Annotated in this window: 23 protein-coding genes and 1 tRNA gene; 12 read left to right on the forward strand and 12 right to left on the reverse strand. The window is 65.5% G+C overall.

Annotated features, from left to right (window positions below):
• Positions 1–97: 97 nt before the first annotated feature.
• The 7 genes from QCE88_RS05335 to QCE88_RS05365 are packed head-to-tail and all read left to right on the forward strand — an operon-like array spanning position 98 to position 7,333.
• On the forward strand, positions 98–793 hold the full coding sequence (locus QCE88_RS05335; RefSeq protein ID WP_309899826.1) for a CDP-alcohol phosphatidyltransferase family protein: 696 nt from the start codon (positions 98–100) through the stop codon (positions 791–793).
• Positions 790–1,593, forward strand: a complete 804-nt coding sequence (locus QCE88_RS05340) for a 2OG-Fe(II) oxygenase (protein WP_409018046.1) — start codon at positions 790–792, stop codon at positions 1,591–1,593. The genes QCE88_RS05335 and QCE88_RS05340 overlap by 4 nt, the downstream gene beginning before the upstream one ends.
• Complete coding sequence (locus QCE88_RS05345; RefSeq protein ID WP_309899829.1) at positions 1,590–2,606, forward strand: flippase-like domain-containing protein; 1,017 nt, start codon at positions 1,590–1,592, stop codon at positions 2,604–2,606. Before QCE88_RS05340 ends, QCE88_RS05345 begins: the two co-directional genes overlap by 4 nt.
• Before the next feature lie 24 nt (positions 2,607–2,630).
• Positions 2,631–3,407, forward strand: coding sequence for a phosphocholine cytidylyltransferase family protein (locus QCE88_RS05350; protein ID WP_309899832.1), 777 nt, complete (start codon positions 2,631–2,633; stop codon positions 3,405–3,407).
• Complete coding sequence (aepX, locus tag QCE88_RS05355) at positions 3,404–5,110, forward strand: phosphoenolpyruvate mutase (protein ID WP_309899833.1); 1,707 nt, start codon at positions 3,404–3,406, stop codon at positions 5,108–5,110. The genes QCE88_RS05350 and aepX overlap by 4 nt, the downstream gene beginning before the upstream one ends.
• Positions 5,103–6,269 (forward strand): phosphonopyruvate decarboxylase, encoded by a 1,167-nt coding sequence (aepY, locus tag QCE88_RS05360; protein WP_309899835.1) that lies wholly within the window; start codon positions 5,103–5,105, stop codon positions 6,267–6,269. The genes aepX and aepY overlap by 8 nt, the downstream gene beginning before the upstream one ends.
• Positions 6,269–7,333 carry a 2-aminoethylphosphonate aminotransferase gene (locus QCE88_RS05365; protein ID WP_309899837.1) on the forward strand — a complete coding sequence of 355 codons (1,065 nt, stop codon included), beginning with the start codon at positions 6,269–6,271 and terminating at the stop codon, positions 7,331–7,333. The genes aepY and QCE88_RS05365 overlap by 1 nt, the downstream gene beginning before the upstream one ends.
• Before the next feature lie 18 nt (positions 7,334–7,351).
• Here the strand turns inward: QCE88_RS05365 and QCE88_RS05370 are convergent, their stop codons facing one another.
• Together QCE88_RS05370 and QCE88_RS05375 are read right to left on the reverse strand one after the other, a co-directional pair.
• A complete protein-coding gene (locus QCE88_RS05370; protein ID WP_309899840.1) occupies positions 7,352–7,792 on the reverse strand; it encodes a hypothetical protein in 441 nt (146 codons plus the stop codon).
• 104 nt (positions 7,793–7,896) lie between these two features.
• Positions 7,897–8,868: a fimbrial protein gene (locus tag QCE88_RS05375; RefSeq protein ID WP_309899841.1), complete on the reverse strand. Its 972-nt coding sequence runs from the start codon at positions 8,866–8,868 to the stop codon at positions 7,897–7,899.
• Between the two features lie 614 nt (positions 8,869–9,482).
• Here QCE88_RS05375 and QCE88_RS05380 point away from each other — a divergent pair.
• Positions 9,483–11,081 (forward strand): hypothetical protein, encoded by a 1,599-nt coding sequence (locus QCE88_RS05380; RefSeq protein WP_309899842.1) that lies wholly within the window; start codon positions 9,483–9,485, stop codon positions 11,079–11,081.
• 6 nt (positions 11,082–11,087) lie between these two features.
• On the opposite strand, the gene guaD is transcribed toward QCE88_RS05380, so the two are convergent.
• From guaD to hemN, 7 genes are all read right to left on the reverse strand, one after another.
• Positions 11,088–12,416 (reverse strand): guanine deaminase, encoded by a 1,329-nt coding sequence (gene guaD / locus QCE88_RS05385; protein ID WP_309899844.1) that lies wholly within the window; start codon positions 12,414–12,416, stop codon positions 11,088–11,090.
• Between the two features lie 29 nt (positions 12,417–12,445).
• Entirely contained in the window at positions 12,446–13,816 is a 1,371-nt protein-coding gene (locus QCE88_RS05390; protein WP_309899847.1) for an NCS2 family permease, read from the reverse strand.
• Between the two features lie 4 nt (positions 13,817–13,820).
• Positions 13,821–14,843 carry an adenosine deaminase gene (locus QCE88_RS05395; RefSeq protein WP_309899849.1) on the reverse strand — a complete coding sequence of 341 codons (1,023 nt, stop codon included), beginning with the start codon at positions 14,841–14,843 and terminating at the stop codon, positions 13,821–13,823.
• 37 nt (positions 14,844–14,880) lie between these two features.
• Complete coding sequence (gene xdhC, locus QCE88_RS05400; RefSeq protein ID WP_309899851.1) at positions 14,881–15,897, reverse strand: xanthine dehydrogenase accessory protein XdhC; 1,017 nt, start codon at positions 15,895–15,897, stop codon at positions 14,881–14,883.
• A gap of 486 nt (positions 15,898–16,383) precedes the next feature.
• Complete coding sequence (locus QCE88_RS05405) at positions 16,384–16,902, reverse strand: disulfide bond formation protein B (RefSeq protein ID WP_309903416.1); 519 nt, start codon at positions 16,900–16,902, stop codon at positions 16,384–16,386.
• Between the two features lie 122 nt (positions 16,903–17,024).
• The gene (locus QCE88_RS05410) at positions 17,025–18,404 is read right to left on the reverse strand and encodes an amidase (RefSeq protein WP_309899853.1); all 1,380 of its coding nucleotides are present in this window, start codon (positions 18,402–18,404) and stop codon (positions 17,025–17,027) included.
• Between the two features lie 187 nt (positions 18,405–18,591).
• Complete coding sequence (gene hemN, locus QCE88_RS05415; RefSeq protein WP_309899856.1) at positions 18,592–19,974, reverse strand: oxygen-independent coproporphyrinogen III oxidase; 1,383 nt, start codon at positions 19,972–19,974, stop codon at positions 18,592–18,594.
• Positions 19,975–20,131: 157 nt separating this feature from the next.
• Between hemN and QCE88_RS05420 the strand changes: the two genes are divergently transcribed.
• The 3 genes from QCE88_RS05420 to QCE88_RS05430 all read left to right on the forward strand — a co-directional run bounded on the left by QCE88_RS05420 (position 20,132) and on the right by QCE88_RS05430 (position 21,986).
• Positions 20,132–20,428, forward strand: coding sequence for a YkgJ family cysteine cluster protein (locus QCE88_RS05420; RefSeq protein ID WP_309903418.1), 297 nt, complete (start codon positions 20,132–20,134; stop codon positions 20,426–20,428).
• A 71-nt stretch (positions 20,429–20,499) separates the two neighbouring features.
• Positions 20,500–21,090 (forward strand): DUF1439 domain-containing protein, encoded by a 591-nt coding sequence (locus QCE88_RS05425; protein WP_309899858.1) that lies wholly within the window; start codon positions 20,500–20,502, stop codon positions 21,088–21,090.
• A gap of 62 nt (positions 21,091–21,152) precedes the next feature.
• Entirely contained in the window at positions 21,153–21,986 is an 834-nt protein-coding gene (locus QCE88_RS05430; RefSeq protein ID WP_309899860.1) for an undecaprenyl-diphosphate phosphatase, read from the forward strand.
• A gap of 177 nt (positions 21,987–22,163) precedes the next feature.
• Here QCE88_RS05430 and trmB read toward each other — a convergent pair whose 3' ends face one another.
• From trmB to QCE88_RS05445, 3 genes are all read right to left on the reverse strand, one after another.
• Positions 22,164–22,907 (reverse strand): tRNA (guanosine(46)-N7)-methyltransferase TrmB, encoded by a 744-nt coding sequence (trmB, locus tag QCE88_RS05435; protein ID WP_309899862.1) that lies wholly within the window; start codon positions 22,905–22,907, stop codon positions 22,164–22,166.
• 90 nt (positions 22,908–22,997) lie between these two features.
• A tRNA-Gly gene (locus tag QCE88_RS05440) sits at positions 22,998–23,072 on the reverse strand.
• Positions 23,073–23,165: 93 nt separating this feature from the next.
• A complete protein-coding gene (locus QCE88_RS05445; protein WP_309899864.1) occupies positions 23,166–23,726 on the reverse strand; it encodes a YggT family protein in 561 nt (186 codons plus the stop codon).
• An 823-nt stretch (positions 23,727–24,549) separates the two neighbouring features.
• Here QCE88_RS05445 and QCE88_RS05450 point away from each other — a divergent pair.
• Positions 24,550–24,711: a hypothetical protein gene (locus tag QCE88_RS05450; RefSeq protein WP_309807623.1), complete on the forward strand. Its 162-nt coding sequence runs from the start codon at positions 24,550–24,552 to the stop codon at positions 24,709–24,711.
• Positions 24,712–24,984 lie beyond the last annotated feature (273 nt).

Raw genomic sequence — 24,984 nt, forward strand, 5'->3', positions numbered from 1 at the left:
CAGAATCGCCCGCTGGCCTTGACTAAACAGGGAGTTATCGCTGAAACGGCGCCCCGCAATATATGCAGGTTCGCCGAATTAGCGATATATTCCCGGGATGACAAAATCGTGTCCGCCCCATCCCAAAGCCGTTCCTGAGCCCGCCACCTGGGACGCACGGCTTGCCCGACGCCTCGTCACGCCGCTCGTCGGCACCCCTGTCACACCCAACCATCTGACCACGCTGCGCCTTGCGATCGGTCTGGCTGGCGCCTGGTATCTTTCGCTCGGCGAGTTCTGGTTGTGTTCGCTCGGCGCCGCGCTGATCGCGCTGTCGAATCTCGTCGATCACACCGACGGCGAACTGGCCCGCATCAGCGGACAGTCGAGCAAGATCGGCCACCTCTACGACCTCGCGTGCGACGCGCTCGTCACGGTGCTGCTGTTCCTCGGCATCGGCTTCTATGTGGCCGTGCATCATCCTTCCTTGCTCGTGCCGGCCCAGTGGCTCGGCGGCCTTGCGGGCGTCGCGGTGGCGCTGATCTTCTATCTGCGCATGCGCATCGAGTCGATGGTCGGCAAGTCGGGCACGCAACAGGCCTCGATGGCCGGCTTCGAGACCGAAGACGTGCTTTATCTGCTGCCTGTCGTCACTCTTCTGAACGGCATGACGCCTTTCCTGATGGCCGCGGCCATCGGCGCGCCGCTGTTTGCCGTGTACGTGGCCGTGGACTATCAGCGCGTCGCCGCGAAACAGCGACGCGCGCAGGCGTCGCCCGCGAAGGACGGCAATGATTTCCAGGCGGTGAGATGAGCACGACGGCTTTTCCGGACAACCCGGCGGCGCAGCCCGCCGCGGCAGCGACGGTGTCGCGGCGCGACATCGACGCAACGATGAACACGCGCCTCGCCGCGCTGCCCACGCCCGCATTGCGGGACGAGTATGGCCAGCAAGGGTCGTTTCTGTACATCGAAGACTTCCTGCCGCCTGATTTCACCGAGCGCCTGATCGCCGCCGTGCATGCCGTGACGCCGGCCGTGAACCGCAACTACCTGCCGGGTCACAAGGCGGGCGGCAGCGTGAGCCGCCATACGCTGGACCAGCTCGCGCCGTTCATCGCGGAGCTGTACCGCTCGGAAGCGCTGCTTGCGTGGCTGGAGTCCATCACCGGCGACAAGCTGCAAGTTTCCCCGCCCGACGACGCCCACGCCTACGCGCTGTATTTCTACACGCGCCCGGGCGATCACATCGGCTGGCATTACGACACGTCGTATTACGAAGGCCGGCGCTACACCTTGCTGCTCGGCGTGATCGACGACTCCACCTGCGCGCTCGAATACGAACTGCACACGAAGACGCCCGGCGTGCCGGACCAGCCGGGTGCGGTGCGCTATCCGCCGGGCGCGTTCGTCTTCTTCGACGGCGACAAGCTGCGCCACCGCGTCACGCCGCTCGGCGAAAACCAGATGCGCGTGTCGCTGACCTTTGAATACGTGACGAATCCGTCGATGCGGCCGTTCCAGCGCTTCATCTCGAACATGAAGGATTCGATCGCGTACTTCGGATTCCGGCAGGTCTTTCGCCGCAAGGGCGGCAAGAACGGACCGGCATGAGTCGCGCCGGTACCTTCCTGCTGTCGGCCGGCGTGGTGTTGTTCATCGCGCTGCTCGGCTGGCAAGGCTTCGGTTCCGTGGCGGCGACGCTCGCCGCGGCCGGTTGGGGCCTGGTCGCGGTGGCCGCGTTTCACTTCGTCCCGCTGTTCATCGACGCCGTTGCCATCAGCGTGCTGTTCCCGGCGCACGAGCGCAGCGTGGCGCTGCGCGAAGCGCTGCTGGCCCGCTGGGCCGGCGAATCGGTCAACAGCCTGATGCCGGCAGGCCAGATCGGCGGTCCGATGCTGATGGTCCGCTACCTCGCACAGCGCGGCATGCGCGCGCGTGACGCCGCCGCCGTCATCACCGTCAGCACGACCATGCAGACGGTCGCGCAACTGCTGTTCGCGCTGGTCGGCGTCGTGCTGCTGACCGGTTACGCGACGGGCGGATCGTCGTCGAGCGTGACGATTGCCGTGCTCGCGGTGATCGGCACGATCGGCCTGATGATCTTCGGCTTCTATCTGGCGCAGCGGCGCGGGCTGTTCGGCCGAGCGATGCGCTTCGCCTCCGGCATCGCCGCGAAGTTCTCCGCGAAGCGCGACTGGTCGTCGCTCGTCACACGCGCCGAAGCCGTCGATGTCGCCGTGCACGAGCTCTATCGCGAGCGCCGCAAGGTCGCGTCGAGCTTCGGGCTGAGCCTGCTCGGCTGGTTCGTGGGCACGGGCGAAGTGTGGTTCGCGCTGCATCTGCTGGGTCATCCAGTGGGCTGGACCGAAGCGCTGATGCTCGAAAGTCTCGGCCAGGCGATCCGCGGCGCGGCCTTCGCCATTCCCGGTTCGCTCGGCGTGCAGGAGGGCGGTTATCTGCTGCTCGCGCGCCTGGTCGGCTTGCCGCCCGAGGCGGCGCTCGCGTTGTCGCTCGTCAAGCGCGCGCGGGAGTTGCTGCTCGGCGTGCCGGGCATCGTCTATTTGCATTTCGTTGAAAAAGGCTGGCAGCGCCGCCGACTCGCGCGCGTGCCGGATATCGACTGAACACCCTCGAAGGGAACAACAACCATGCGCGCAATTATTCTTGCGGCCGGGATGGGTCTGCGTCTCGTGCAACCCGAAGGCCAGCAGAAGCCCAAGTGCTTGCTGCGTTTCGGCGATGCCTCGCTGCTCGAACGCCATCTGCATTTCCTGAAAGCCGCCGGCGTGACTGAAGTGGTCTTCGTGACCGGCTTCAAGAGCGAGCAGATCGAGGCGGAACTCGCGTCGATCGACTGGAAGCCCGCGAGCGAAGTCGTCGTCAACGATGAATTCACGCTCGGCAGCGTGCTGTCCGTGCATACCGCGCGGGACGCCATGACGCGCGGCGGCGACGTCCTGCTGATGGACGCCGACGTGCTTTACGACGAGCGCATTTTCGCGCCGCTGGTGGCGGGTGCGAGCGTGAACCGCCTGCTGATCGACCGCGACTTCGAAGCCGGCGACGAGCCGGTGAAGCTGTGCGTCGAAAACGGCGTGCCGGTGGAATTGCGCAAGCAGGTCGCGGCGGGTTTGCAGTACGACACGATCGGCGAATCGGTCGGCTTCTTCCGCTTCGACCACGCGACGGCCACGCGCCTCGCCGAGATCTGCGCCGACTACGTCGCCACGGGCCGCGCGAAGCTGCCGCACGAAGAAGCGGTGCGCGACCTGCTGCTGGAAAAGTCCCACGTGTTCGACATCGCCGATGTGACCGGCGCACCGTGGATCGAAATCGATTTTCAGAATGACGTGAAGCGCGCGGCCGACGAAGTCCTGCCGCAACTCAACGCGCTGCATCAGTTTGCCGGAGCCTCCCAACAATGAACGCACCTACCCAAATTCCCGTCGGCTATTCGCGCACACTGCGCCTGCGCGAGATGCTGCAAAGCAACCGCCTCGAATTCCTGATGGAAGCGCACAACGGCATTTCGGCGCGTATCGCGAGAGAAGCCGGCTTCAAGGCGATCTGGGGCTCGGGCCTGTCGATCTCCGCGCAATTCGGCGTGCGCGACAACAACGAAGCGAGCTGGACCCAGGTGGTCGACAACCTCGAGTTCATGGCGGACGCGAGCGACCTGCCCATCCTGCTCGACGGCGACACCGGCTATGGCAACTTCAACAACGTGCGGCGTCTGGTGAAGAAGCTGGAGCAGCGCGGCATCGCGGGCGTGTGCATCGAGGACAAGCAGTTTCCGAAGACCAACAGCTTCATCAATGGCGAAGCGCAGCCGCTCGCCGACATCGATGAATTCTGCGGCAAGATCAAGGCCGGCAAGGATTCGCAGAGCGATCCGAACTTCTCGATCGTCGCGCGCGTGGAAGCGCTGATCGCGGGCTGGGGCATGGAAGAAGCGCTGAAGCGCGCCGAGGCGTATCGCCAGGCAGGCGCGGATGCGATCCTGATCCACAGCAAGCTTTCGAAGCCGGACGAGATTCTCACGTTCGCGCGCGAGTGGGCAGGACGCGGTCCGCTCGTCATCGTGCCGACGAAGTACTACAGCACGCCGACCGACGCGTTCCGCCAGGCCGGCATCAGCTGCGTGATCTGGGCGAACCATCTGATTCGCGGCGCCGTCTCTGCAATGCAGGCGATCGCGAAGGAAATCCACGACAGCGAAACGCTCGTCAACGTGGAAGACCGCATCGCGGCAGTCAACGAGATTTTCCGTTTGCAGGACGCGGACGAATATTCGGCTGCCGAGAACATCTATCTGAGCGCGGCCAACGAGAAGCGCAGCGCGGTGGTGCTGGCCGCGAGCCGCGGCGCGGGCCTCGAAGCGCTCACCGAAGAACGTCCGAAGGTGATGCTGCCGGTGGCGGGCAAGCCGCTGCTGCGCCATCTCGTCGAAGCGTTCAAGAAGGAGCGCATCAACGACATCACCGTGGTGGGCGGTTATCGCGCCGATGCCATCGAGAAGGGCGGCGTGCGTCTGGTCGTCAACGAGCGGCATGCATCGACGGGCGAACTCGCGTCGCTGGCGTGCGCCGCTGAGCACTTGAACGGCGACACCGTCATTTCCTACGGCGACTTGCTGTTCCGCAGCTACATCCTGCGCGATCTGGTGGAGTCGGACAGCGACTTCTGCGTGGTGGTCGATTCGTCGCAGGCGCCGCAAGCCGGTGAATCCGCCACCGACTTCGCCTATTGCTCGACCGGCGACGACCGCGCGCTGTTTGGCCAGAAAGTGTGGCTCGAAAGCGTGGTCGGCGCGGGACAGAACGCGCAGCCGGGACGCGCGCCGCAAGGCCGTTGGATGGGTCTCATCAACGTGCGCGCGGGCGCGCGTGAGCGCCTGCTCGCCGCGCTTGGCGAATTGCAGCAGCGCCCGGACTTCGACACCCTCGACATGGCCGCGCTGCTCAACGCGCTGCTGGCGGCGGGCCAGAAGATCGAAGTGCAATACGTGCATGGCCACTGGCGCGGCGTGAACGATCTCGATGACTTCCGCCGTGCGGGCGATTTCGCGCACGGCCAGACGCCGATCGGTACGGACGGCCTGGACAGCACGGAGCGCGCGCGTGATTGAGGCCGCCCAGTTCGTCGAGGCCGCGCGCACTCGCGGCTTCGACTGGTACGCGGGCGTGCCGTGCTCGTATCTCACGCCCTTCATCAACTACGTGTTGCAGGACGAGTCGCTGCATTACGTGTCGGCGGCGAACGAAGGCGATGCGGTCGCGCTGATCGCGGGCGTCGCGCTCGGCGGCGGCTCCGGTGAAACGAAGCGCCGCGGCATCGCGATGATGCAGAACTCCGGTCTTGGCAATGCCGTGAGCCCGCTCACGTCGCTCACCTGGACTTTCCGTCTGCCGCAGTTGCTGATCGTCACGTGGCGCGGCCAGCCCGGCGTGCATGACGAACCGCAGCACGCGCTGATGGGCCCGATCACGCCGCAGATGCTCGACACCATGGAGATTCCATGGGAACTGTTCCCGACGGAAGCGGAGCAGATCGGCCCGGCGCTCGACCGCGCGACCGAATATATGGACAGCACCGGCCGTCCCTATGCGCTCGTGATGCAGAAGGGCAGCGTCGCGCCGTACGAACTGAAGACGAGCGGCCTCTCAGGCTTGCGCGCCCATGACGCGCCGGCGCAAGTCGCGCGTTTCGCGGGCGAACGTGTCACGCGCCACGCCGCGCTGCAACGGGTGATCGCGCGCACGCCGCAGGATTCGACCGTCGTGCTGGCCTCGACCGGCTTCTGCGGCCGCGAACTCTACGCCATCGACGACCGCGCGAATCAGCTGTATCTGGTCGGCTCGATGGGCTGCGTCACGCCGATGGCGCTCGGTCTTGCGTTGTCGCGGCCGGACCTGACCGTGGTGGCCGTCGACGGCGACGGCGCCGCGCTGATGCGCATGGGCGTCTTCGCGACGCTCGGCGCCTATGGGCCGAAGAACCTCGTACACCTGCTGCTCGACAACGGCGCGCACGAATCGACCGGCGGCCAGGCGACCGTGTCGCGCGGCGTGGATTTCGCGTCGGTCGCGTCGGCATGCGGCTATGCGCTCGCGCTCGACGGCGACGATATCGGCGTGGTCGACCGCCTGTTCGACGCGGAGAATGGTGACGGCGCCCGCTTCGCGCGCCTGTCAATCACCACCGGAACGCCCGCCGACCTGCCGCGTCCGAAGGTCACGCCCGAGGACGTGCGCGCCCGTTTGCAACACCACATTGGAGGCCGTTGATGCTTTTGCTCAATCCGGGTCCTGTCACGCTGAGCGAACGCGTGCGCAAGAGCCTGCTGCAAACCGACCTGTGCCATCGCGAGCCGGAATTCTTCGATCTGCAGGATGAGGCGCGCCGCCGTCTCGTCGCTGCCTACGAACTGGATCCGGCCGTCTGGAGCGCCGTGCTGATGACGGGCTCGGGCACCGCGGCCGTCGAAAGCATGATCGCCGGCCTCGTGCCGGAAGGCGGGCGTCTGTTGATCGTGGAAAACGGCGTGTATGGCGAGCGCATCGCGCAGATCGCGCAGCAATACGGCATCGAGCATGAAGTCGTGAAGTACGAGTGGATGCAGGCGCCGGACATCGACGCGATCATCCGCCTGCTCGACAGCAAGAGCTTTACGAATCTCGCCATCATCCATCACGAGACCACGACCGGCCGTCTCAATGCGCTCGATCAGTTGTCGCGCGCATGCGCCGAGCGCGGCGTCGGCCTGTTGCTGGATGCGGTGAGCAGCTTCGGTGCCGAGGCGATCGATTTCGACGGCGGCGGCATCGCCGCGATCGCCGCGACGGCCAACAAGTGCCTGCACGGCGTGCCGGGCGCGGCGTTCGTCATCGCGCGCCGGACCGCGCTGGCGCAGGCCGCGAGCCGCACGTACTACCTCGGCATCGCGCGGCTCGCGAAGCTGCAGGATCAGCGCAACACGCCGTTCACGCCTTCGGTCCATGCGTACTACGCGCTGGTCGAAGCGCTGCGCGAGTTCGAAGAACAAGGCGGCTGGCGCGCGCGGCATCAGCGTTACGCGACACTCGCGGAACAGGTGCGCGCGGGACTGGCGGCGCTGGGCATCGAGAGCGCGCTTGCGCCGGAAGAGTCGTCGGTGGTGTTGCGGGCGTACCGGCTGCCGCAGGGCGTCACGTACGAAACCCTGCACGATGCACTGAAGGCCAAGGGCTTCGTGATCTATGCGGGGCAGGGCGGTTTGTCGAAGGAACTGTTCCGTATCTCGACCATGGGCGCGCTCGACACGGCCGACATGGACCGGCTGATCTCGTCCTTCGTGGAACTGTTGCGCTGAGCACTGCGTTCCAGGCGATTACTGCTTGCAGAAAATCGCCGTGATGAAAGGCGCGACGTGGTGCACCACCGCGTCGCTGCCTGCCTCGCGCACCTTTTGCGCGACTTCCTCGTCGCCGCCCCAGACGACCGCGCCATAAGCCGCATCGCCGATCGGCTCGCCCTTGCCCTGCTTGAAGAGCGGATCGTCCTTCTGATACGCGACCAGCGCGTAGACCTTGAAACCGTAGGCCGTCAGCGTCGCGCCCTTCACGGCACGGAAGGCGTTGACCGAGTTCGCCTCGACCCGCATCGGCTTCTTCTCCAGCAGATTGTCGTCCTGTAGCGGCGCGATGAAATCGTGCGGCGTCGACTTGCAGTCGAGCTGCGCTTCGAGCGCACGCGCGTGGACGAATGCGCTGAACGAGGCCAGCGCCAGCGACAGCGCAATCAATGTGATTCGGGAGGCGGGCTTCTTCATGGCGGCGCGGGATCGTGACAGGCTGCACTTTAACGAGAATGCAATAAAAGTGCTTGGACTGTCGAGAGCGTGCGCGGGGATCTGCGCTTGCTTGCTGTGCGTCTTTATTGATACGACATGGTGAAGGTCGCCAGGCCGGCGACTTTGCCTGGCGTGATCGGATTCGCGGTGCGTATGTACCGCACGTTCAGCGGGATCGTCATCGGACCGCCGTTCGCCGTGCCGGCCGACCATTGATTGCTGTTCCCGGCGGCGCTGGAATCCGGCCCGTAAGCGATCGGCGTCATGCCGTTGAGTATCTGCATGCCCACACCGAATGCCGTCGATCCGCTTCCCAGTGTCAGCACAGTCGACGTATTGGACGGCGTGGTGGCATCGGTCAGGGTGAGATTGACCCGCGTGCCGGCCGAGCAGTTCAGGCCGAGCGAGAAGGAGGTGTCTCCCGCCACGGCGCCGGTGCTCGCCAGACTGGAAGGTGAAACAGAGGGCAGGGTGACCCCCACGGACGGCGTGGTGACGTTGCAGCCGCGTGCGGTGATGGATGTCGCCCCGCCCGGCGAAATGACGCGAAACGCGTAGAGTCCGTTGTTACCGGCGAAGAAGTATCCAACGACCCCATTGGCGCCGACCCCGGTCGGGTTCAACGTCAGCACGCCGCCCTTGACGGGTCCGGTGACGACGAGATTGACCATGACGGTAACCTGCGAAGAAAAATAGTTGGCGCCTGAATTGTTGGGAAGCGACGGACCGTTGATGGCGGTGTCCATCGTGGCGGGACCGCTGAGGCCGCCACCGGATACCGACGAGGTGTATCCGATGCCTGGAACCGAGGTCGTGCCTGTCCGGTTCGCCTGAACATAAGTGGCGGCAATGGCCCAGTAAATCGTGCCGCCATTGCCGCAGTTATCGCTGTAGGTCGCCCCGGCCGTATTCGGAATCGGCGCGCTCACCGTGGCGATGACCGAACCCACCGGCGCGTTGGCGGGCACGCTGATGGTGGCCGGGAACGTGACGGATGTGTCTGGAAAGATCGTCGACGGCGCACAGGCATGCGCGCATCGGGCGCCGATCAGCATGCTGGAGATCGCTATAACCGCCGCGATGATCTTGCGCGCTGCCAGCGTGGTCGATCGATAACCGCGAAAACGGGGCAAGGTCTTCCGCGCGTGAAGCGAGAGCCTGGAACGTCCTGAGCCAGACATGAGAAACAGCCTGAATAACTTGTCGGTCTCGATAGCTGAAAACACAGCGGGTCTTCCGTTTGAGCAACGCCTCTTCGTGTTCGATCAGGAACGTGCCGTCAGGCCATTCGATGTCGATGCTTCCTGTCAGGCTTCCACGCAGCCCGAATGTTAAGAAGCCGAAACGTTCTCCGCCATCGTACTAATCCGAATGATGCGGACATGCCAAAAATGCGCATCGATGGCCGCCCGCCGCATGCATGCCGCGATTCGTCAAATTAGGTTTGAACGGCGGTCTGGCCAAGGCAAGTCGGCTACCGTGTGCTCTGCGTTTCGCGAAGTGAATCGATGCCAGCGCGCGGGGTCAGCTTGCCGGCTTGTCGTTTCATCGCGCGTTTCCCTACTCCAGAAGCCGCACGTTTCTGACCACCTGTCCGACGCGCACGCAGCGTGGCGCGAGCATCGTCCGGTGGTTGTCGCAGCGGCAACAACTCGCGTGGGAGGTTGACATGGTTCGAACCCTGGTTGCACTTCGAAGGCTGCTTGCGTCGTTGCTGTGCTGCGCTGTTCCCGGCGTGGCGTGTGCAGCGAATCCGCCGCCGAATCCCTTTCTCGCCGCGCCGAGGCTCGCCATCAGCCACTTCGGTTCCGCGCAGACCAACGCCTTGCCTTATCCGGTGAACCGCGGCACGCAGACGGTGCCGCTCGGCTCCGTGCCTCAGGTTCCGGCCGGCCCCGTCAATCTCATGACGCTCGCCAGCACGTCGCCTGACGCCATGTGGGGCGTGTCGGCCACGGGGGTCGAATACATCGACGTCCGCCACAACGGCTTCAAGGCGGTCGCGCGGACCCTGCTGCCGGGCGTGCAGCCCGCAACCGTCATCCAGCTGAACGCACTGCTTGCCAACGTCCGGAGAGAGCCCGTCGATCTGCAAGCCAGGGTGGCCTCGGCGCAGTCCTTTCTCAAGCAACTGTCGTCCGGTTCGGGCGGTATCTCGTCGGCCTACAGCGTCGTCGACAACAACAATGTGCTGTACCTCAACACCGGCACGCGGATTCTGGCGCTGGGCGTGTCGGACGGACTTCGAGGCAAGCAGATCAACATCCTGCGCTCGATCGACACCACCACCTTCCTGCAAGCCGGAGAAGCGCTGACCGGCATCGTGATGACCTACGACGGCAAGCTCGTCGTGCTGGGAACGCGCTCGGTGCATATCCTGGACCGGAGCTTCACGGGTGCGGTGCCGTCGCTGGTCTTCGGCAGTGACGAGAGCATCAGCAACTCGGCGGCGGTCGATCAGGACAACGGGATCTACATCGTGTCCGACAAGCTGATGCGCAAGGTCGTCTGGACCGGCACGGCATTGTCGGACAGCGCGGCGGACGGCGCATGGAGTTCCCCGTATCCAACCGGCGATACGTTCTACACGCTGTTCGGTTCCGGTTCCGGAAGCACGCCGACGCTGATGGGTTTCGGCAGCGGCGATTCCGATCACCTGGTCGTCATCACGGACGGCAAGAAGCGCATGGGGCTCGTGGCGTTCTGGCGTGATCAGATTCCCATCGGCCAAACGGATCGCATTGCCGGGCAGATTCCGGTGACCTGCGGCTTGCCGCCCAGCTATGCCGGCGATATCCAGACCGATCAATCCGTGACCGTCAATGGCTACGGCGCGTTCGTGGCGAACAATATCTCCGCCTCGAACACGGGCACGACGCCAGTGGTCGACAACCTCATTCGCGGCCTGCCGGGCGCGCCGCCTTCGCCGCTCGGTGTCCAGCGCTTCACCTGGGATCCGCAGATGCACACATGGGCATCCGCGTGGGCACGTCCGGATATCTCGTCGGACAACATGGTGCCCGCAATGAGTTCGCGCTCGAAGGTGGTGTTGGTGAGCGGGTATTACCCCGCGAACCATCAAGGCTGGACCATCAAGGGTCTCGACTGGGACGGCACGGGCGCGGACGTGCAGACGACGATCCTCGGCCCCGGCCTGTTCGGCAATGGGATCTACGCGATGATGGAGTTCCTGCCGAACAGCGATCTGTTGCTCAACAGCGTACTCGGGCCGGCCCGGATCGCCGGACCGGGCAGCGCGCTTCGATAGGCGGCTTCATGCCGCCTTGTCGAGGATGACCGTCTTGCGCCCGTCGCGCGTATGCACGCGTTTGCCGGCGGCATGCGTCTCGAAGACCGCGCGGTCGTCGCCGAGCAGCGCGAACGCGAACAGCAACTCTTCCAGCGACTCGGTGCGCGACGTGCGGCGCGCCAGCAGCGGCGTCGCGTTCGGATCGAGCACGACGAAGTCCGCTTCGCTGCCGGGCGCGAGCGTGCCGATCCGGTCGTCGAGTTCCAGCGCCTGTGCTGCGCCGGTCGTGGCGAGCCAGAACATGCGCGTCGCGGTCAGATGGTGGCCGGTCAGGCGCGCGATCTTGTGCGCGGCGCCCATGGTCTGGAGCATCGAGAACGACGTGCCGCCGCCGACGTCCGTTGCCATCGCCACCGGCATGTTGGCCGCGCCGGCCTTCTCGAAGTCGAACAGGCCGCTGCCGAGGAACAGGTTCGACGTCGGGCAGTGCGACGCCACCGCGCCGGTTTCCGCCATGCGTTCGCGGTCGCGGTCGTCGAGATGGATGCAGTGGCCATACACCGAGCGGCGACGCAGCAGACCGTAGTGATCGTAGATGTCGAGATAGCTGCGATGCCCCGGGAACAGGCTCTCGACCCATTTGATCTCGTCGGTGTTTTCCGCCACGTGCGTCTGGATGAACACGTCCTGATGCTGCTGCGCCAGCGCGCCGCACGCTTCGAGCTGCGCTTCCGTGGAGGTCGGCGCAAAACGCGGCGTCAGCGCGTACTGCTGGCGGCCGCGTCCGTGCCAGCGCGCGATCAGTTCGGCGCTGTCGTCGTATCCGGATTGCGCGGTGTCGCGCAGGAACTCGGGGCAGTTGCGATCCATCAGCACCTTGCCCGCGATCATGCGCAGGTCGCGCGACTCGCTTTCCGTGAAGAAGGCCTCGGCGGATTGCTTGTGCACCGTGCAGTAGACGAATGCCGTGGTCGTGCCGCAGGCGAGCAGTTCGTCGAGGAAGAAGCTGGCCGTCTCGCGCGCGAGCGCCGGATTGTCGAAGCCGCGCTCGGTCGGGAACGTGTAGGTGTTGAGCCAGGGCAACAGGCCCGGCGCCGGCGACGCGATCATGTCCGTCTGCGGATAGTGAATGTGCGAGTCGATGAAACCCGGCACGATCAGCTTGTCGCGCATCGTGTGGACGGTCGCATCGGCGGCGAGCTGATCGCGCACCGACGCATACGCGCCCGCCGCGACCACTTTGCCATCCTCGACGATCAACAGGCCGTCGGCCTCATACACCGCGCCGTCGGCGGCATGCGCGGGATCTTCCCGGAAAGTCAGCAACTGGGCGCGCCAGGCGGTCTGAGTCATGATGCAACGTCTCCGTTTCTGTGAATGGACTACAACTGCGAAAGCAGAACCAAGGCAAAGGCCGCGATGATCCACATCGCCGGCTTGACTTCCCGGGCGCGGCCCGTCGCCGTCTTCAGCACGACGAACGCGAGGAAGCCGTACGCGACGCCATCCGTGATCGAATAGGTCAACGGGATCAGGATCATCGCGAGGAAGGCGGGAATGGCTTCGTCGAAACGCTGCCATTCGATCTTCGTGATCGCCTCCATCATGAAAACGCCGACGAGCACGAGCGCGGGCGCGGTGGCGATGGCCGGAATCAGCGACAGCAGCGGCGAGAGGAACAGGAACGGCAGGAAGCACAGGCCGGCCACGACGGCCACCAGCCCGGTGCGCCCGCCCGCCGAAATGCCCGCCGCCGATTCGATATACGCGTTCGCCGGGCTGGTGCCGAGCGGCGCGGACACGAGCGCGGAGAACGAATCGACCATCATCGACTGGCGGATGTTGCGCGGATTGCCGTCCTGGTCGTAGAGCTTGCCGGCTTCGGAGATCGCCATGAAGGTGGAGAGCGCGTCGAAGAACGACGTGAACAGCATCACGAAGATGAACGGCCAGTAAATGACCTTGAGCGAACCCATCAGGTCGAGCTGGCCGATGGCCGAGAAGTCCGGCGCGGCGAACAGGCCGTTCCAGTTGACGAGCGTTTTGGTCGCGATGGCGGCGGGCCAGTAGGCCGTGCCATCGCCCCACCAGCGGCCGATCGGCAGCGCGATGAGCGTCGTGAACACGATGCCCAGCATCAGCGCCCCCGTGACCTTGCGCGCGACCAGGATGGTGGTGACCGCGAGCCCGATCAGAAACGTGATGACGACCGGATTCAGCGACGCCGAATGCACGACCGTGACCGGATCGCTCACGACGAACTTCGCGTTGACGAGGCCGATCAGGCTGATGAACAGCCCGATGCCGCACGAGACCGCGTGCCGCAGGTTGGCCGGAATGGCATCGACAACAAGCTTGCGTGCGTTGAAGGCCGCGAGCACCGCGAAGATCACGCCGGACCAGAACACGCAGCCGAGCGCGGTCTGCCACGGCATCTTGCCGCCGTGCACCATGACGAAGGCGAACAGCGCGTTCATGCCCATGCCGGGCGCGACGAGCACCGGATTGCGCGCATACAGGCCCATCGCGCAGCTGCCGAGGAAGCTCACGATGACGGTCGCCGTGAGCGCCGCCGGAAACGGCACGCCCGCCTGCGACAGGATGCCCGGATTGACGACGATGATGTACATCGCCGTGAGGAAGGTCGTGATGCCCGCGACGACTTCCGTCTTCACGCGCGAACCCGCCGCGCGCACGCCGAAGAAGCGTTCGATGGCGGTCATGTCCTGGTTGGACGTTGCGGTCGTGTGCATGGGCTCACTGCTTCCAGTACGCGTCCAGGCGCGCGATCATGTCGGCGCGCTGCGCGTCGGTCACGAACGACGCTTCCAGGCTGTTGCGCAGCAGCGTGTAGACCTCGTGATCGTCGAGCCTTAGCGCATCGACGATTGCGAAGTAGTTCGCGTTGACGTAGCCGCCGAAGTACGCGGGATCGTCGGAATTGATCATCACGGCGACGCCCTGATCGAGCAGGTCTTTCAGCGTGTGCCTGGTCATGTCGTCGAACACGCACAGCTTGAGGTTCGACAGCGGACACACGGTCAGCGCGATGCGTGCATCCGCGAGACGGGCAACCAGCGCCGCGTCCTCGATGCTGCGCACGCCGTGATCGACGCGGTCCACTTTCAGCAGATCGAGCGCCTCGTAGACGTAGGACGGCGGGCCTTCCTCGCCCGCATGCGCGACGAGTTTCAGGCCGCGCTCGCGCGCCTTCGCGAACACGCGCTCGAACTTCGACGGCGGATGGCCGCGTTCCGACGAATCGAGTCCCACGCCAATCAGCCGATGCGCGTACCGGTCGAACAGCGGCAGCGCGCTTTCATAGGTGGCGAGCGCGTCTTCCTCGGACAGATGGCGCAGGAAACACAGGATCAGCTTCGACGTGAGGCCGCGCTTTTCGGCATCGGCCAGCGCCCGTTCGATGCCGGCCACGACCGTTTCGATCGGCACGCCGCGTTCGGTGTGCGTCTGCGGATCGAAGAAGATTTCCGTGTGCGTGACGTGATCGGCCAGCGCGCGTTCGACGTAGGCGGCCGTCATGTCGTAAAAGTCCTGCTCGTGCAGCAGCACGCTCGCGCCGGCGTAGTAGATGTCGAGGAACGATTGCAGGTCGGTGAACGCGTAGGCGGCGCGCAGCGCGTCGATGGAGTCGTACGCGAGCGGCACGCCGTTGCGCTGCGCGAGCGCGAAGATCAGCTCGGGTTCGAGCGAGCCTTCGATGTGGATATGCAACTCGGCCTTGGGCGCGTGCGCGATCTTGTCGGCGAATGTGGGATTCATGGGCTGTGATGGGTTGGGGCTTGTCTTGCGTCCGGGCTCAGACGCTCTGTTGCGACGACGCACGCGCATGCGTGTTGGCTTCGACCGCTTGCAGCAGCTGGGCGGCTGCCGCGACCGCGATCACCTCGGGCGCCTTGTCGACGATGCCGTCGATGCCGATCGGGCACACCATCCGCGCGATGCGCGCCGGGTCGATGCCGCGCGCCACGAGCCGGTGCTCGAACTGTTTCTTCTTCGTGAACGAGCCGATCATGCCGAAGAACGCAAAGTCGCCGCGCCGCAGGATGCACTCCGCCAGCGCGAGGTCCACCGTGTGGTTGTGCGTCATCACGAGGTAGTAGGCGTGGGCCGGCGCGCGGTCGATGGCTTCGTCGGGGGCGTCGTTCGGCTCGATCGTCACGTTGTCCGGCACGAACTGCGGCGCGGGAAACGCGGCGTCGCGCTCGTCGACCCAGGTCACATGGCAGGGCAGCGTCGCGAGCACGCGCACGAGCGCCGCGCCCACATGCCCCGCGCCGAACAGCACGACCTGGAAGTCGCGCGGCGCGATGGTTTCGGTCAGCAGCGGCCCGCTTTCCGCGAAACCGGCGCCGTCCCAGAGCAGACAGTCGGCATCGGCGTCGGCCGCTTCGGGATCGGACAGCATGACGGCGTCGGGCTGCGGCGAGAAGGACACGCTGCGCACGGTCGAGAGGCCCTGCGCCGTGCGCTTCGCGAGTGTGGTCACCCAGTTCAGGTCCGCGACGTCGAGCCGCTCGAAAGCCAGCACGACCGCGCCGCCGCAGCACTGGCCGAGACTCGGCCCGAGCGCGAAGCGTTCGAGCCTGCGCATGTGCGGCCGGCGCATGCCTTCCTTCAGGACTTGTCGGGCGGTCTCGATGGCCTTCCATTCGAGATGACCGCCGCCGATGGTGTAGCGCGCATCCTCGCGCGTGACGATCATCTTCGTGCCCGGCTCGCGCGGCGCGGAGCCTTCGACACGCGCGACCGTCACGAGCACGACGGCATCGCCGTGCGCGAGCAGGTGTTGCAGGTCGTTCAGCCAAACTTGCATCGATGGAGCTCCGGGAAAGTAATGAATGTGGCGTGAGGGTGGATCGTCGCAATCCGTAGTTTATCGGGATGGCTCGATGCGCCCCCGCGCGCGCGGAGACTGCCGGTGTTCGGACGTGCAAGGGCCGGGCGCAGCGGTCCGGCAAGGACGCGCGGGCGCCGTGCGCGGAGAGACGTGACAGGGGATGCGGATGGTGTGCTTTGTCATGATCAGGAAGACATTGCGGACCCGGCGCGCGTTACGCGGTTGTCGTTCGTTTCAGGGCTCACCGGAAAAAACACGGCTTGCCTGGGGCAGAACGGACTGCGCGCACGTAGATCGCCATCCAGACACGACCTTAGCATCGCAATATCAAAAAAATATTGCCGGCCCCGTATCAAGGGTATGCGGTCGGGCTGATGCGTGGCGGGAAAGATGGTTTGGAACGGGGAGACGGGCGGCGCGAACGCGCCGCCCGGAAACAACGAACAGCCCGAGCGGCAGGAATTACCGCGCGGTCGCGCGCAGCTTGCGCTTGAAGCGCAGGCTCGCCAGCACCAGCACGAAGATGATCGCGAAGGCGATCAGCGACCATTGCGGCAGCGACAGCCCGAGGATCGGCGGATACGGGGTTTCGCACAGACCCGCGACCTTGAACACCTGCGGCAGCCAGTGCGCGGGCGGCAGGCTGTCGACGACCGGCTGCAACGCGTCGAACCCGCAGCTGAAGCCCGGATGCGATTGCACATACACATGACGCACGGCCGTGGCGAGCCCGCCGAGCGCCGAGAGCGCGACCAGCGTCTCCAGCAGCGCAATGCCGCGCCAGTTGTTGAAGCCCGCGCCGAGGAACGCGAAGACAGCGATCAGCACGAAGAAATAGCGCTGGATGATGCACAGCGGGCAAGGATCCTCGCCGTGATAGAACTGCAGATAGAGCGCGCCGCCGACGAGCCCCAGACTGACGAGCCCCAGCAGCACCAGCAGGCGCCGCTCACGCCGCATGACGCGGTCGCCCTGATGCATCGAGAAGTGATGTAAAGAGTTGTTCATTGTTCCGCAACGATTCGAGAAGGAAGTGCCTGAGTTGCGCCGCTTGACGGTGAATTCTAGCGCGAACGCCGCAGACGCGACGACGCGCCGCCGCTTCAGCGCGTCGTGTCGAGTACGGCTTCGACCGCGCGCCCGATGGCCAGTAACGCGTCGTCGGCGTTCGGCGCGCCGGCCAGCATCAGGCCGACAGGCGCGTCGCCGCGCGGGTGACACGGCAGCGACAGGCCGCAGGCATCGAGGAAATTGAAGGCGGTCGGATTGCGCAGGATGAGCGCGTTGGTGCGCGTGAAGAGGTCGTCGTCGGCGTCCAGGTCGGCGATGCGCGGCGGCAGCACCGGCACGGTCGGGCAGATAATCGCGTCGAAGCGCTGCCAGAGCGTCGTGCGCGCTTCCTCGATCATCGCGGCACGGGCCTCGCACAAGTCGATGTAATCCGCGGCGCTCGCCGCTTCGGCGCGCTTCAGGCGGGCCAGCACGCGCGGATCGTATTGCGCGCCGCGTTCTGCCATCAGCTTTCGGTGCCACGCAAAGGCTTCGATCGCAACCAGCGGATAACGGTTGATTTCCGGCAGCCGGTCGAGCGGCGCGAAACGCACGTCTTCGATCACCGCGCCTGCGGCCGCCAGATGATCGATGGCCGCGGCGACCGCGCTGGCGACCGGCGCCTCGACGCCGTCCGTGACGTAGTTCGTCAGCACGCCGAGGCGCACGCCATCGAGCGGACGGACGGCGGGCACGCCGGGCTCGCGGCCCGCGAGAATGCGGTCCACCAGCGCGCAGCAGGCCACCGAGACGCCGATCGGTCCGAACGAATCAAGGGTGCGGGAGAGCGGCACGCCGCCTTGCTTCGGGATGCGGCTGGCGGTGGGCTTGAAGCCGGTGATGCCGCACAGCGCCGACGGAATGCGGATCGAGCCGCCGGTATCGGTGCCGAGCGCGACGGCGGCCATGCCGTCCGCGACCGAGGCCGCCGCGCCCGACGACGAGCCGCCCGCGATGCGCGCGTCGCCCGGCACGTCGGCGTGCCACGGCGAATGCGGCGTGCCGTAGTGCGGATTGAGCCCGAGGCCCGAGAACGCGAACTCGCTCATGTTGGTGCGGCCGATCAGCACCGCGCCCGCGCGGCGCAGGCGGGCGACCGCGACGGCGTCGGCGCGGGCGGGTGCGGCGTCGTTCAGCGCGGTCGAGCCGGCGCGCGTCACCTGGCCTTCGATATCGAAGAGGTCCTTAATGGACACGGGAATGCCGGCCAGCGGCGACAACACCGTGCCGGCGCGGCGCAGCGCGTCGTGGGCGTCGGCGGCGGCGCGGGCCTGAGCGGCATCGACGTGCAGGAAGACGGTCGAGCCCTGACCCGCGGGATCGGCGATCCGTTCCAGAGCCGTCTCGACCAGCGCGCGGCTGGTCGTGCGGCCGGCGTGCAGATCGGCGGCGAGTTGGGCGAGCGGAGCGAACTGCGGCGAAGGGCTGGGCATGACGTGGCGGTGGCAGGGCCGTTCGCGATGCGCCTTCGACCGGCCCGGCGCTTCGCATCGGCGTGAATGGACGGGCGCGGGGTCTTGCGTGCAGTGCGTGCGGCTCCGGCGCCCAGAGTGGCTGTCATTCTAAGCCAGCGAGGTAAGAAATACGCGTCCTGACGCGTCGTCGCCGCCCGTCTTTGCCTCAGAGCGTCCGGGAGAAGCGCTGCGCGCCGGTCTGTCCCAGATAACGGTCGAACACCGACGCGACATTGCGCACCAGCATGCGTCCCGCGGGCAGGACGCGAAGCCCGTCGCGCGAGAGCTCGATGAGGCCGTCGTCGGCCATCGGCGCGAGACGTTCGAGCTCGTCCGCGAAGACCGCGGGAAACGCGATGCCGTGCGCCTGCGCGACGTCGTGGAAACGCAGCTCGCCGCCGCACATGACGCGCATGATGAGGTCGCGCCGCAGCGCGTCGTCGGGCGAGAGGCGCACGCCGCGCGCAATCGCGAGCGTGCCGGCGTCGATCGCCGCCGCGTAGTCGGCGAGCGTGCGCGCGTTCTGCGCGTAGACGTCGCCGACCTTGCCGATCGACGACGCGCCGATGCCGATCAGATCGCAATCCGCCTGCGTGCTGTAGCCCTGGAAGTTGCGCTGGAGCGTGCCGGCCGCGTGCGCGCGGGCGAGTTCGTCGTCGGGCAGCGCGAAGTGATCCATGCCGATGTACACATAGCCCGCCTCGCTCATGCGCGCGATCACGCGTTCGAGGATCGCGAGGCGCACGGCCGGCGAGGGGAGCGCGGCGTCGTCGATGCGCCGCTGCATCTTGAAGAGCGCCGGCAGGTGCGCGTAGCCAAACACGCTGACGCGATCCGGCCGCATCGCGATAAGCGCGTCGAGCGTGCGCGAAAAGCTCTCGACGCTCTGATGCGGCAAGCCGTAGATCAGGTCGGCGCTGACCGAGCGGAAGCCGTGCCGGCGCGCGGCATCGAGCACGCGCTCGGTCAGCGCGCGCGGCTGGATGCGGTTGACGGCGCGCTGGACGCGTTCGTCGAAGTCCTGCACGCCGAGGCTCAGGCGGTTGAAGCCGAGTTCGCGCAGCAGCGCGACCGTGTCCGCCGAGGCCTCGCGCGGATCGATTTCGATCGAAAATTCCGCGCGCTCGTCGGGTACGAGATTGAAGTGCGCGCGCGTGGCCGCCATTAGTTCGGCCATCTCGTCGTGCGCCAGGAAAGTCGGGGTGCCGCCGCCCCAGTGAAGCTGCGTGACGGGGCGCGCGGGATCGAACAAGGTCGCTTGCAGCGCCAGTTCGCGCTTCAGGCGTTCGAGATAGGGCCGGGCATGCGCGCGGTTCTTCGTCGCGACCTTGTTGCAGCCGCAGTAGAAGCAGACGGTGTCGCAGAACGGAATGTGCACGTACAGCGACAGCGCATCGTGCGCCTGGCCGCGGCGGGCGGCCGTGCGGTAGTGCGCGGGGTCGAAGATGTCGGTGAACTGGACGGCGGTCGGATACGACGTGTAGCGCGGGCCGCGCGCGTCGTAGCGGGCGAGCAGGTCGGGGCGGAAGAACGGAACGGCGGTTGTCATGGCGAGCCTCTGGAATCCGTTCGAGTGTAGGGCGCAGTCGGGCACCGGACGTGCGCGCCAAGGTCGCAGAACGACACGCCCGGTTTGACGAAGCGCAAGACAATGCGTGGGACAATGCGGCTTTCGCATGTTCGTGTTCCCGCGTCTCCTTATCGATATGCCGATCGACTCTTCGCCTCACGCCTGCCGCGAGGGCTGCGGTGCGTGCTGCATCGCGCCTTCCATCTCCAGCCCGATTCCAGGCATGCCGCAAGGCAAGCGTGCGGGCGAGCGCTGCGTGCAACTCGGCGATGACCTGCGCTGCGCCCTCTTCGGCGATCCGCGCAGGCCGGCGTGCTGCAGCGGCTTGCAGCCTTCGGAGGAGATGTGCGGCGAGTCGCGCGAATTCGCGCTCCGCTGGATCGAGACGCTCGAACGGGATACACAGCCCCGCGCGACGCAACTGTCCCGCTGATCGATGGTCCAAAAGCCGAACCGCGCCAGCCGGCGCCAGGATTCGAAGAACCCAGCACTGGAGGAATACGCATGACGCACACCGTCGCGCCGCTGCGGCGCCGGTTCGTGCTGGCAGCGCTGTCGCTGCCCACGCTCGCTCTCACCTCGACCGCCCGCGCGGCGTCGAACTCGATCTTCCCATTCATTCCGGATCACTACACATTCTCGACGCAACAGGTCCAGGAAGCCGTCGCCCGCAAGTTCCCGCTGCAACGCACGGCCTCGCAGATTTTCGATGTCGTGCTGAGCAATCCGGTCGTCGGCATGGCGCCGGACCGCAACCGCGCGACGGTGCGCGTCGATGCGCGTCTCGCGACGCCCTTCATGCCCAATCCCGTGGTCGGCACCTTCACGCTGTCCACGCAACTGGCCTACGATGCGCCCAGCCGTTCGGTGATTCTCGTCGCGCCATCTGTTGACGATGCGCAGTTCAGCGGTGACGCTGGTCAGTACAACCAGCAGATCGCGTCGGTTGGCGCGCAGCTCGCGGCCCAGCTGCTCGACCGCTATCCGATCCACACCTTCAAGCCAGAAGAACTCCAGTTCGCCGGGGTGTCTTACGAACCCGGTACAATCACAGTCCTTACAAACGGCATACGTGTGCAGATCGTCGAGAAGTAAGTCGACATCCGCCTGTACGGTGCTTGACAAACAACAGCTGTATCGGCGAACAAGGGCTGCGGATGGACTGGATACTGATGGTGAAGGCGCTCGTTCTGGGCGTCGTGGAAGGCTTGACCGAATTCCTGCCGGTTTCAAGCACGGGGCATCTGATTGTTGCTGGCAGTCTGCTGAATTTCACCGACGCGCAATCGAAGACGTTTGACGTCGTCATCCAGTTCGGCGCGATTCTCGCCATCTGCTGGGAATATCGCGCGAAGATCGGCTCGATCGTCACCGGGCTGCCGAGTCGCCCCGATGCGCGGCGCTTCACGCTCAACGTCATCATCGCGACCATTCCGGCCATCGTGCTGGGCTTGCTGCTGGAGAAGCACATCAAGGCGGTGCTGTTCTCGCCGGTGCCGGTGTCGGTGGCGCTGATCGTCGGCGGCATCGTGATTCTCTGGGCCGAGTCGCGCCAGCGGGAACGCGGCGTCGCGGCGCGCGTGACCTCCGTCGACGAACTCGCCTATGCCGATGCCTTCAAGGTCGGTCTCGCCCAGTGCTTCGCGCTGATTCCGGGTACGTCGCGTTCAGGGGCGACGATTATCGGCGGGATGTTGTTCGGGCTCGAGCGGCGCGTCGCCACGGAGTTTTCGTTCTTCCTCGCCATCCCGATCATCTTCGGCGCGACGCTTTATGAAATGGCCAAGTACTGGCGCACGCTGACGGTCGGCGATATCGGCTTGTTCGCCATCGGGCTGGTGGCGGCGTTCATCAGCGCGTTCGTGTGTGTGCGCTGGCTGCTGCGCTATGTCGCGTCGCACGACTTCACGGCGTTCGCGTGGTATCGCATCGGCTTCGGATTGCTGATTCTGATCGTGGGCTACAGCGGCGGGCTGAGCTGGGCCGACTGACGTCCACTGTGCGATAGAAAAAAAGCCACGGTTTCGCCGTGGCTTTTTTGCGTGTGCGCCCAGCATCGGCGCACTCCTGCGGGTGCAGGTCCCGTCATAAGCTCATCTTCCCGAACCGCCCGGCGCGGACCCGCGTGCCGGGTGATACGGTCTCATGGCCACCCCTCATGCCGATGTTCAGCGACGCCGGAACATCAGGTCCCACACGCCATGCCCGAGGCGCAGTCCGCGGCGCTCGAACTTCGTGACCGGACGGAAGTCCGGACGCGGCGCGTAGCCGTCGGCGGTGTTCTCGAGCGCGGACTCCGCCGAGAGCACGTCGAGCATCTGCTCCGCGTAGTTCTGCCAGTCGGTCGCGAGATGCAGATAGCCGCCCGGTTTCATGCGCGAGACGAGCAGGGCGACGAACTTCGGCTGGATCAGGCGGCGTTTGTGATGACGTGCCTTGTGCCACGGATCGGGGAAATAGATGTGCACGCCGTCGAGACTGTCCGGCGCGATCATGTGTTCGAGCACTTCCACCGCGTCGTGCTGCAGGATGCGGATGTTGCCGAGTCCCTGCTCGCCGATCAGCTTGAGCAGCGCGCCGACACCCGGCTCGTGCACTTCCACGCCGATGAAATCATCGCCGGGACGCGTGGTTGCGATTTCTGCCGTCGTCGCGCCCATGCCGAAGCCGATCTCCAGCACGCGCGGCGCTTCGCGGCCGAAGAGGGCGCTCCAGTCAGCGGGTTGAGGCGCGTAGGGCACGACGTAGCGCGGACTGAGTTCATCGAGGGCGCGCTGCTGTCCTATCGATACGCGGCCCGCCCGTGTGACGAAACTGCGGATGCGCCGGTGCCGCAGCGTCGAGGCTTCGTCGGTGGAGGCGGGATGGTCGGGGGCGCTGTCGGCGGCTTCGTTCTGGGGATCGTGATTCATGGCGAGGCAATGCTGAAAATCAAAAAGCCGCCCGAGTGTGACTGGAGGCGGCTTGTTCGGGTGTTTTGATGCGGCTTGCGCTGAGAAACCTGGAGCGGGCGATGGGAATCGAACCCACGTCTGTAGCTTGGGAAGCTACGGTAATGGCCATTATACGACGCCCGCTTTGAGCCGATGCTTGAGCTACCCGCTCGAGCCAGCCGCTTGAGTCCGCAATTGTAAGCGCAACGCCTTCGCAGGCGCAATTGCGCGCGCCGCTCAGATCCCGAACAGCGTCATCGATACCGCCACGCGCGTCACCACCATCAGCAGCACCTGCACGATGACGAACAGCAGGATCGGCGAAAGATCGATGCCGCCGAGCCGCGGCAGAATGCGCCGCAGCGGGTCGAGAAACGGCGCGGTGATCTGAAACAGCAGCGGCATGGCCGGTGACTGCGGATTGAGCCACGACAGCAGCGCCATCAGGATCGTCATCCAGATGATGAGGTTCAGCGCCCACTTGATGACCGTCAGCAGGGCAACGAGCGCGAGCATCGGCAGCATGAGCGTCGGGTCGACGCCGGCGAGCACGACCATCAGCGTGACATAGACAGCGGCGGCGATCAGCGCCGCGAGAATGCTCGCCCAGTCGATCTTGCCGCCTGGCAGGATCTTGCGCAGCGGCAGGACGATCCAGTTGGTGGCCTGCATCACGGCATTGGAAACCGGGTTGTAGGGCGGCATGCGCACGACCTGCATCCAGGCGCGCAGCAGCAGCGCCGCGCCGAACAGGGTGAAAACGGTGCTGAGCAGAAAACGGGCGATATCGCCGAACATCTCGGGTCCTCTTGTTTGCGTGTGCAGCGTGGCGGCTGCGTCGGGTCGACTGGAAGAAGCTTGAAACGAACGATGCCAGGGACTAGCGGAGGAGCCCGACTCTCCGTGCGCGGCGCGCGACAGCGCCGGCTGCGACAGCGGGGCGCACGCTCGCGCGGCGCAACTCGGGGTGCTTGACCTTGATCATTGTTCGTTCTCGGGACGGGAGTGTGTTACCAGGTCATCGCGAGCCGTCATCGGCCGACGCGGCGTGCGGCGAGTCTGATAACTCGCCGGCCGCCGCCGGGCCGACCCTGAAACGTCGCGACATCCTGTTCATGGCGACTTGACTTCCCCGCCCACCGGGCCTGCTCGGTGGGGCGCCGGTCGTCACCTTAACACGGCTACAGCGCCCGTTGGGGGCGGCCGAGCGCATGCGCGGGCGGCGACGTTGTCATTTGCATGGCAGTCGAATGAAAGTGAACCGTAATTTTCAGATTGATCGCCGATATTCCGGCCCGTGTTGCGATTTCGACACGCGGGTCGACGACGCGCGTCACGCAATGCTGGCAGGATAGACTGCATAAAGTGAAACGGACGCACAACGGTGGGTTCGAATCCTCGACGGCCCTTGAACGCAATGCGCATTTTTGCGGGCCAGAACGGCATGGATTCTGCTGAATGTGGTCAAGCCCACATCGAAGCCAGTGTTGAGTTCCCTGGCGTACGAAGTGAGCGAGGACAGCGCGAAATACTAAAGAGAAGAAGCATTCGACTGAAGAGGCGGGCGCAACCGGCCTTCCACCTCTTCTTCAGGTTTCATTCGCTACGTTCGGAGGTTGCCATGAGCATTTTCTCGTATCGGAAGCATCTGCGATTCTTGAGTCAGACCCAGCGCCGCTGCTGGTGGGATCAGAAGAAGCGCTTGACGCCGCGTGTCGTCATCAGCGGCGCCTATGTTCCGCCCAATGTCACGCGCGAGTTCGCCTATGTGAAGGTTGGCTGAACGCGCGACGCATGAGCGCTTTCCGAGCGCGCATCGAAGCCCCGTCGAAGAATGCTCGACGGGGCTTTTTCGCTTATTTGTAATCAGACGTTACCCATTATTCGTGCGCCGAGATCGCACGTCCTTGCTTGGGCGTCGAGAGCCGCGTCGGTGGGCGTTTTCACGTGACTTCCCAATTGCACGCCGCTTTCACCTTTGAAGCCGCGTTAAGGAACTTGCAATTTGCAACAAATGGTCCCAGCGATAAATGTGCTTTTTCGTTAAATTCGGCTC

This window comes from Caballeronia sp. LZ035 (assembly GCF_031451175.1).
Classification (GTDB): Bacteria; Pseudomonadota; Gammaproteobacteria; order Burkholderiales; family Burkholderiaceae; genus Caballeronia.

Excerpts from the sequence above, each read along its gene's own strand:
- QCE88_RS05390 (WP_309899847.1), bottom strand. The coding sequence starts at position 13,816 with ATGCACACGACCGCAACGTCCAACCAGGACATGACCGCCATCGAACGC.
- guaD (WP_309899844.1), bottom strand. The coding sequence starts at position 12,416 with ATGACTCAGACCGCCTGGCGCGCCCAGTTGCTGACTTTCCGGGAAGAT.
- QCE88_RS05380 (WP_309899842.1), top strand. The coding sequence starts at position 9,483 with ATGGTTCGAACCCTGGTTGCACTTCGAAGGCTGCTTGCGTCGTTGCTG.
- QCE88_RS05405 (WP_309903416.1), bottom strand. The coding sequence starts at position 16,902 with ATGCATCAGGGCGACCGCGTCATGCGGCGTGAGCGGCGCCTGCTGGTG.
- QCE88_RS05425 (WP_309899858.1), top strand. The coding sequence starts at position 20,500 with ATGACGCACACCGTCGCGCCGCTGCGGCGCCGGTTCGTGCTGGCAGCG.
- xdhC (WP_309899851.1), bottom strand. The coding sequence starts at position 15,897 with ATGCAAGTTTGGCTGAACGACCTGCAACACCTGCTCGCGCACGGCGAT.
- QCE88_RS05430 (WP_309899860.1), top strand. The coding sequence starts at position 21,153 with ATGGACTGGATACTGATGGTGAAGGCGCTCGTTCTGGGCGTCGTGGAA.
- QCE88_RS05410 (WP_309899853.1), bottom strand. The coding sequence starts at position 18,404 with ATGCCCAGCCCTTCGCCGCAGTTCGCTCCGCTCGCCCAACTCGCCGCC.
- QCE88_RS05395 (WP_309899849.1), bottom strand. The coding sequence starts at position 14,843 with ATGAATCCCACATTCGCCGACAAGATCGCGCACGCGCCCAAGGCCGAG.
- QCE88_RS05350 (WP_309899832.1), top strand. The coding sequence starts at position 2,631 with ATGCGCGCAATTATTCTTGCGGCCGGGATGGGTCTGCGTCTCGTGCAA.
- QCE88_RS05445 (WP_309899864.1), bottom strand. The coding sequence starts at position 23,726 with ATGTTCGGCGATATCGCCCGTTTTCTGCTCAGCACCGTTTTCACCCTG.
- QCE88_RS05340 (WP_409018046.1), top strand. The coding sequence starts at position 790 with ATGAGCACGACGGCTTTTCCGGACAACCCGGCGGCGCAGCCCGCCGCG.
- QCE88_RS05420 (WP_309903418.1), top strand. The coding sequence starts at position 20,132 with ATGCCGATCGACTCTTCGCCTCACGCCTGCCGCGAGGGCTGCGGTGCG.
- QCE88_RS05370 (WP_309899840.1), bottom strand. The coding sequence starts at position 7,792 with ATGAAGAAGCCCGCCTCCCGAATCACATTGATTGCGCTGTCGCTGGCG.
- QCE88_RS05335 (WP_309899826.1), top strand. The coding sequence starts at position 98 with ATGACAAAATCGTGTCCGCCCCATCCCAAAGCCGTTCCTGAGCCCGCC.
- aepX (WP_309899833.1), top strand. The coding sequence starts at position 3,404 with ATGAACGCACCTACCCAAATTCCCGTCGGCTATTCGCGCACACTGCGC.
- QCE88_RS05450 (WP_309807623.1), top strand. The coding sequence starts at position 24,550 with ATGAGCATTTTCTCGTATCGGAAGCATCTGCGATTCTTGAGTCAGACC.
- trmB (WP_309899862.1), bottom strand. The coding sequence starts at position 22,907 with ATGAATCACGATCCCCAGAACGAAGCCGCCGACAGCGCCCCCGACCAT.
- hemN (WP_309899856.1), bottom strand. The coding sequence starts at position 19,974 with ATGACAACCGCCGTTCCGTTCTTCCGCCCCGACCTGCTCGCCCGCTAC.
- QCE88_RS05375 (WP_309899841.1), bottom strand. The coding sequence starts at position 8,868 with ATGCTGATCGGCGCCCGATGCGCGCATGCCTGTGCGCCGTCGACGATC.
- QCE88_RS05345 (WP_309899829.1), top strand. The coding sequence starts at position 1,590 with ATGAGTCGCGCCGGTACCTTCCTGCTGTCGGCCGGCGTGGTGTTGTTC.
- QCE88_RS05365 (WP_309899837.1), top strand. The coding sequence starts at position 6,269 with ATGCTTTTGCTCAATCCGGGTCCTGTCACGCTGAGCGAACGCGTGCGC.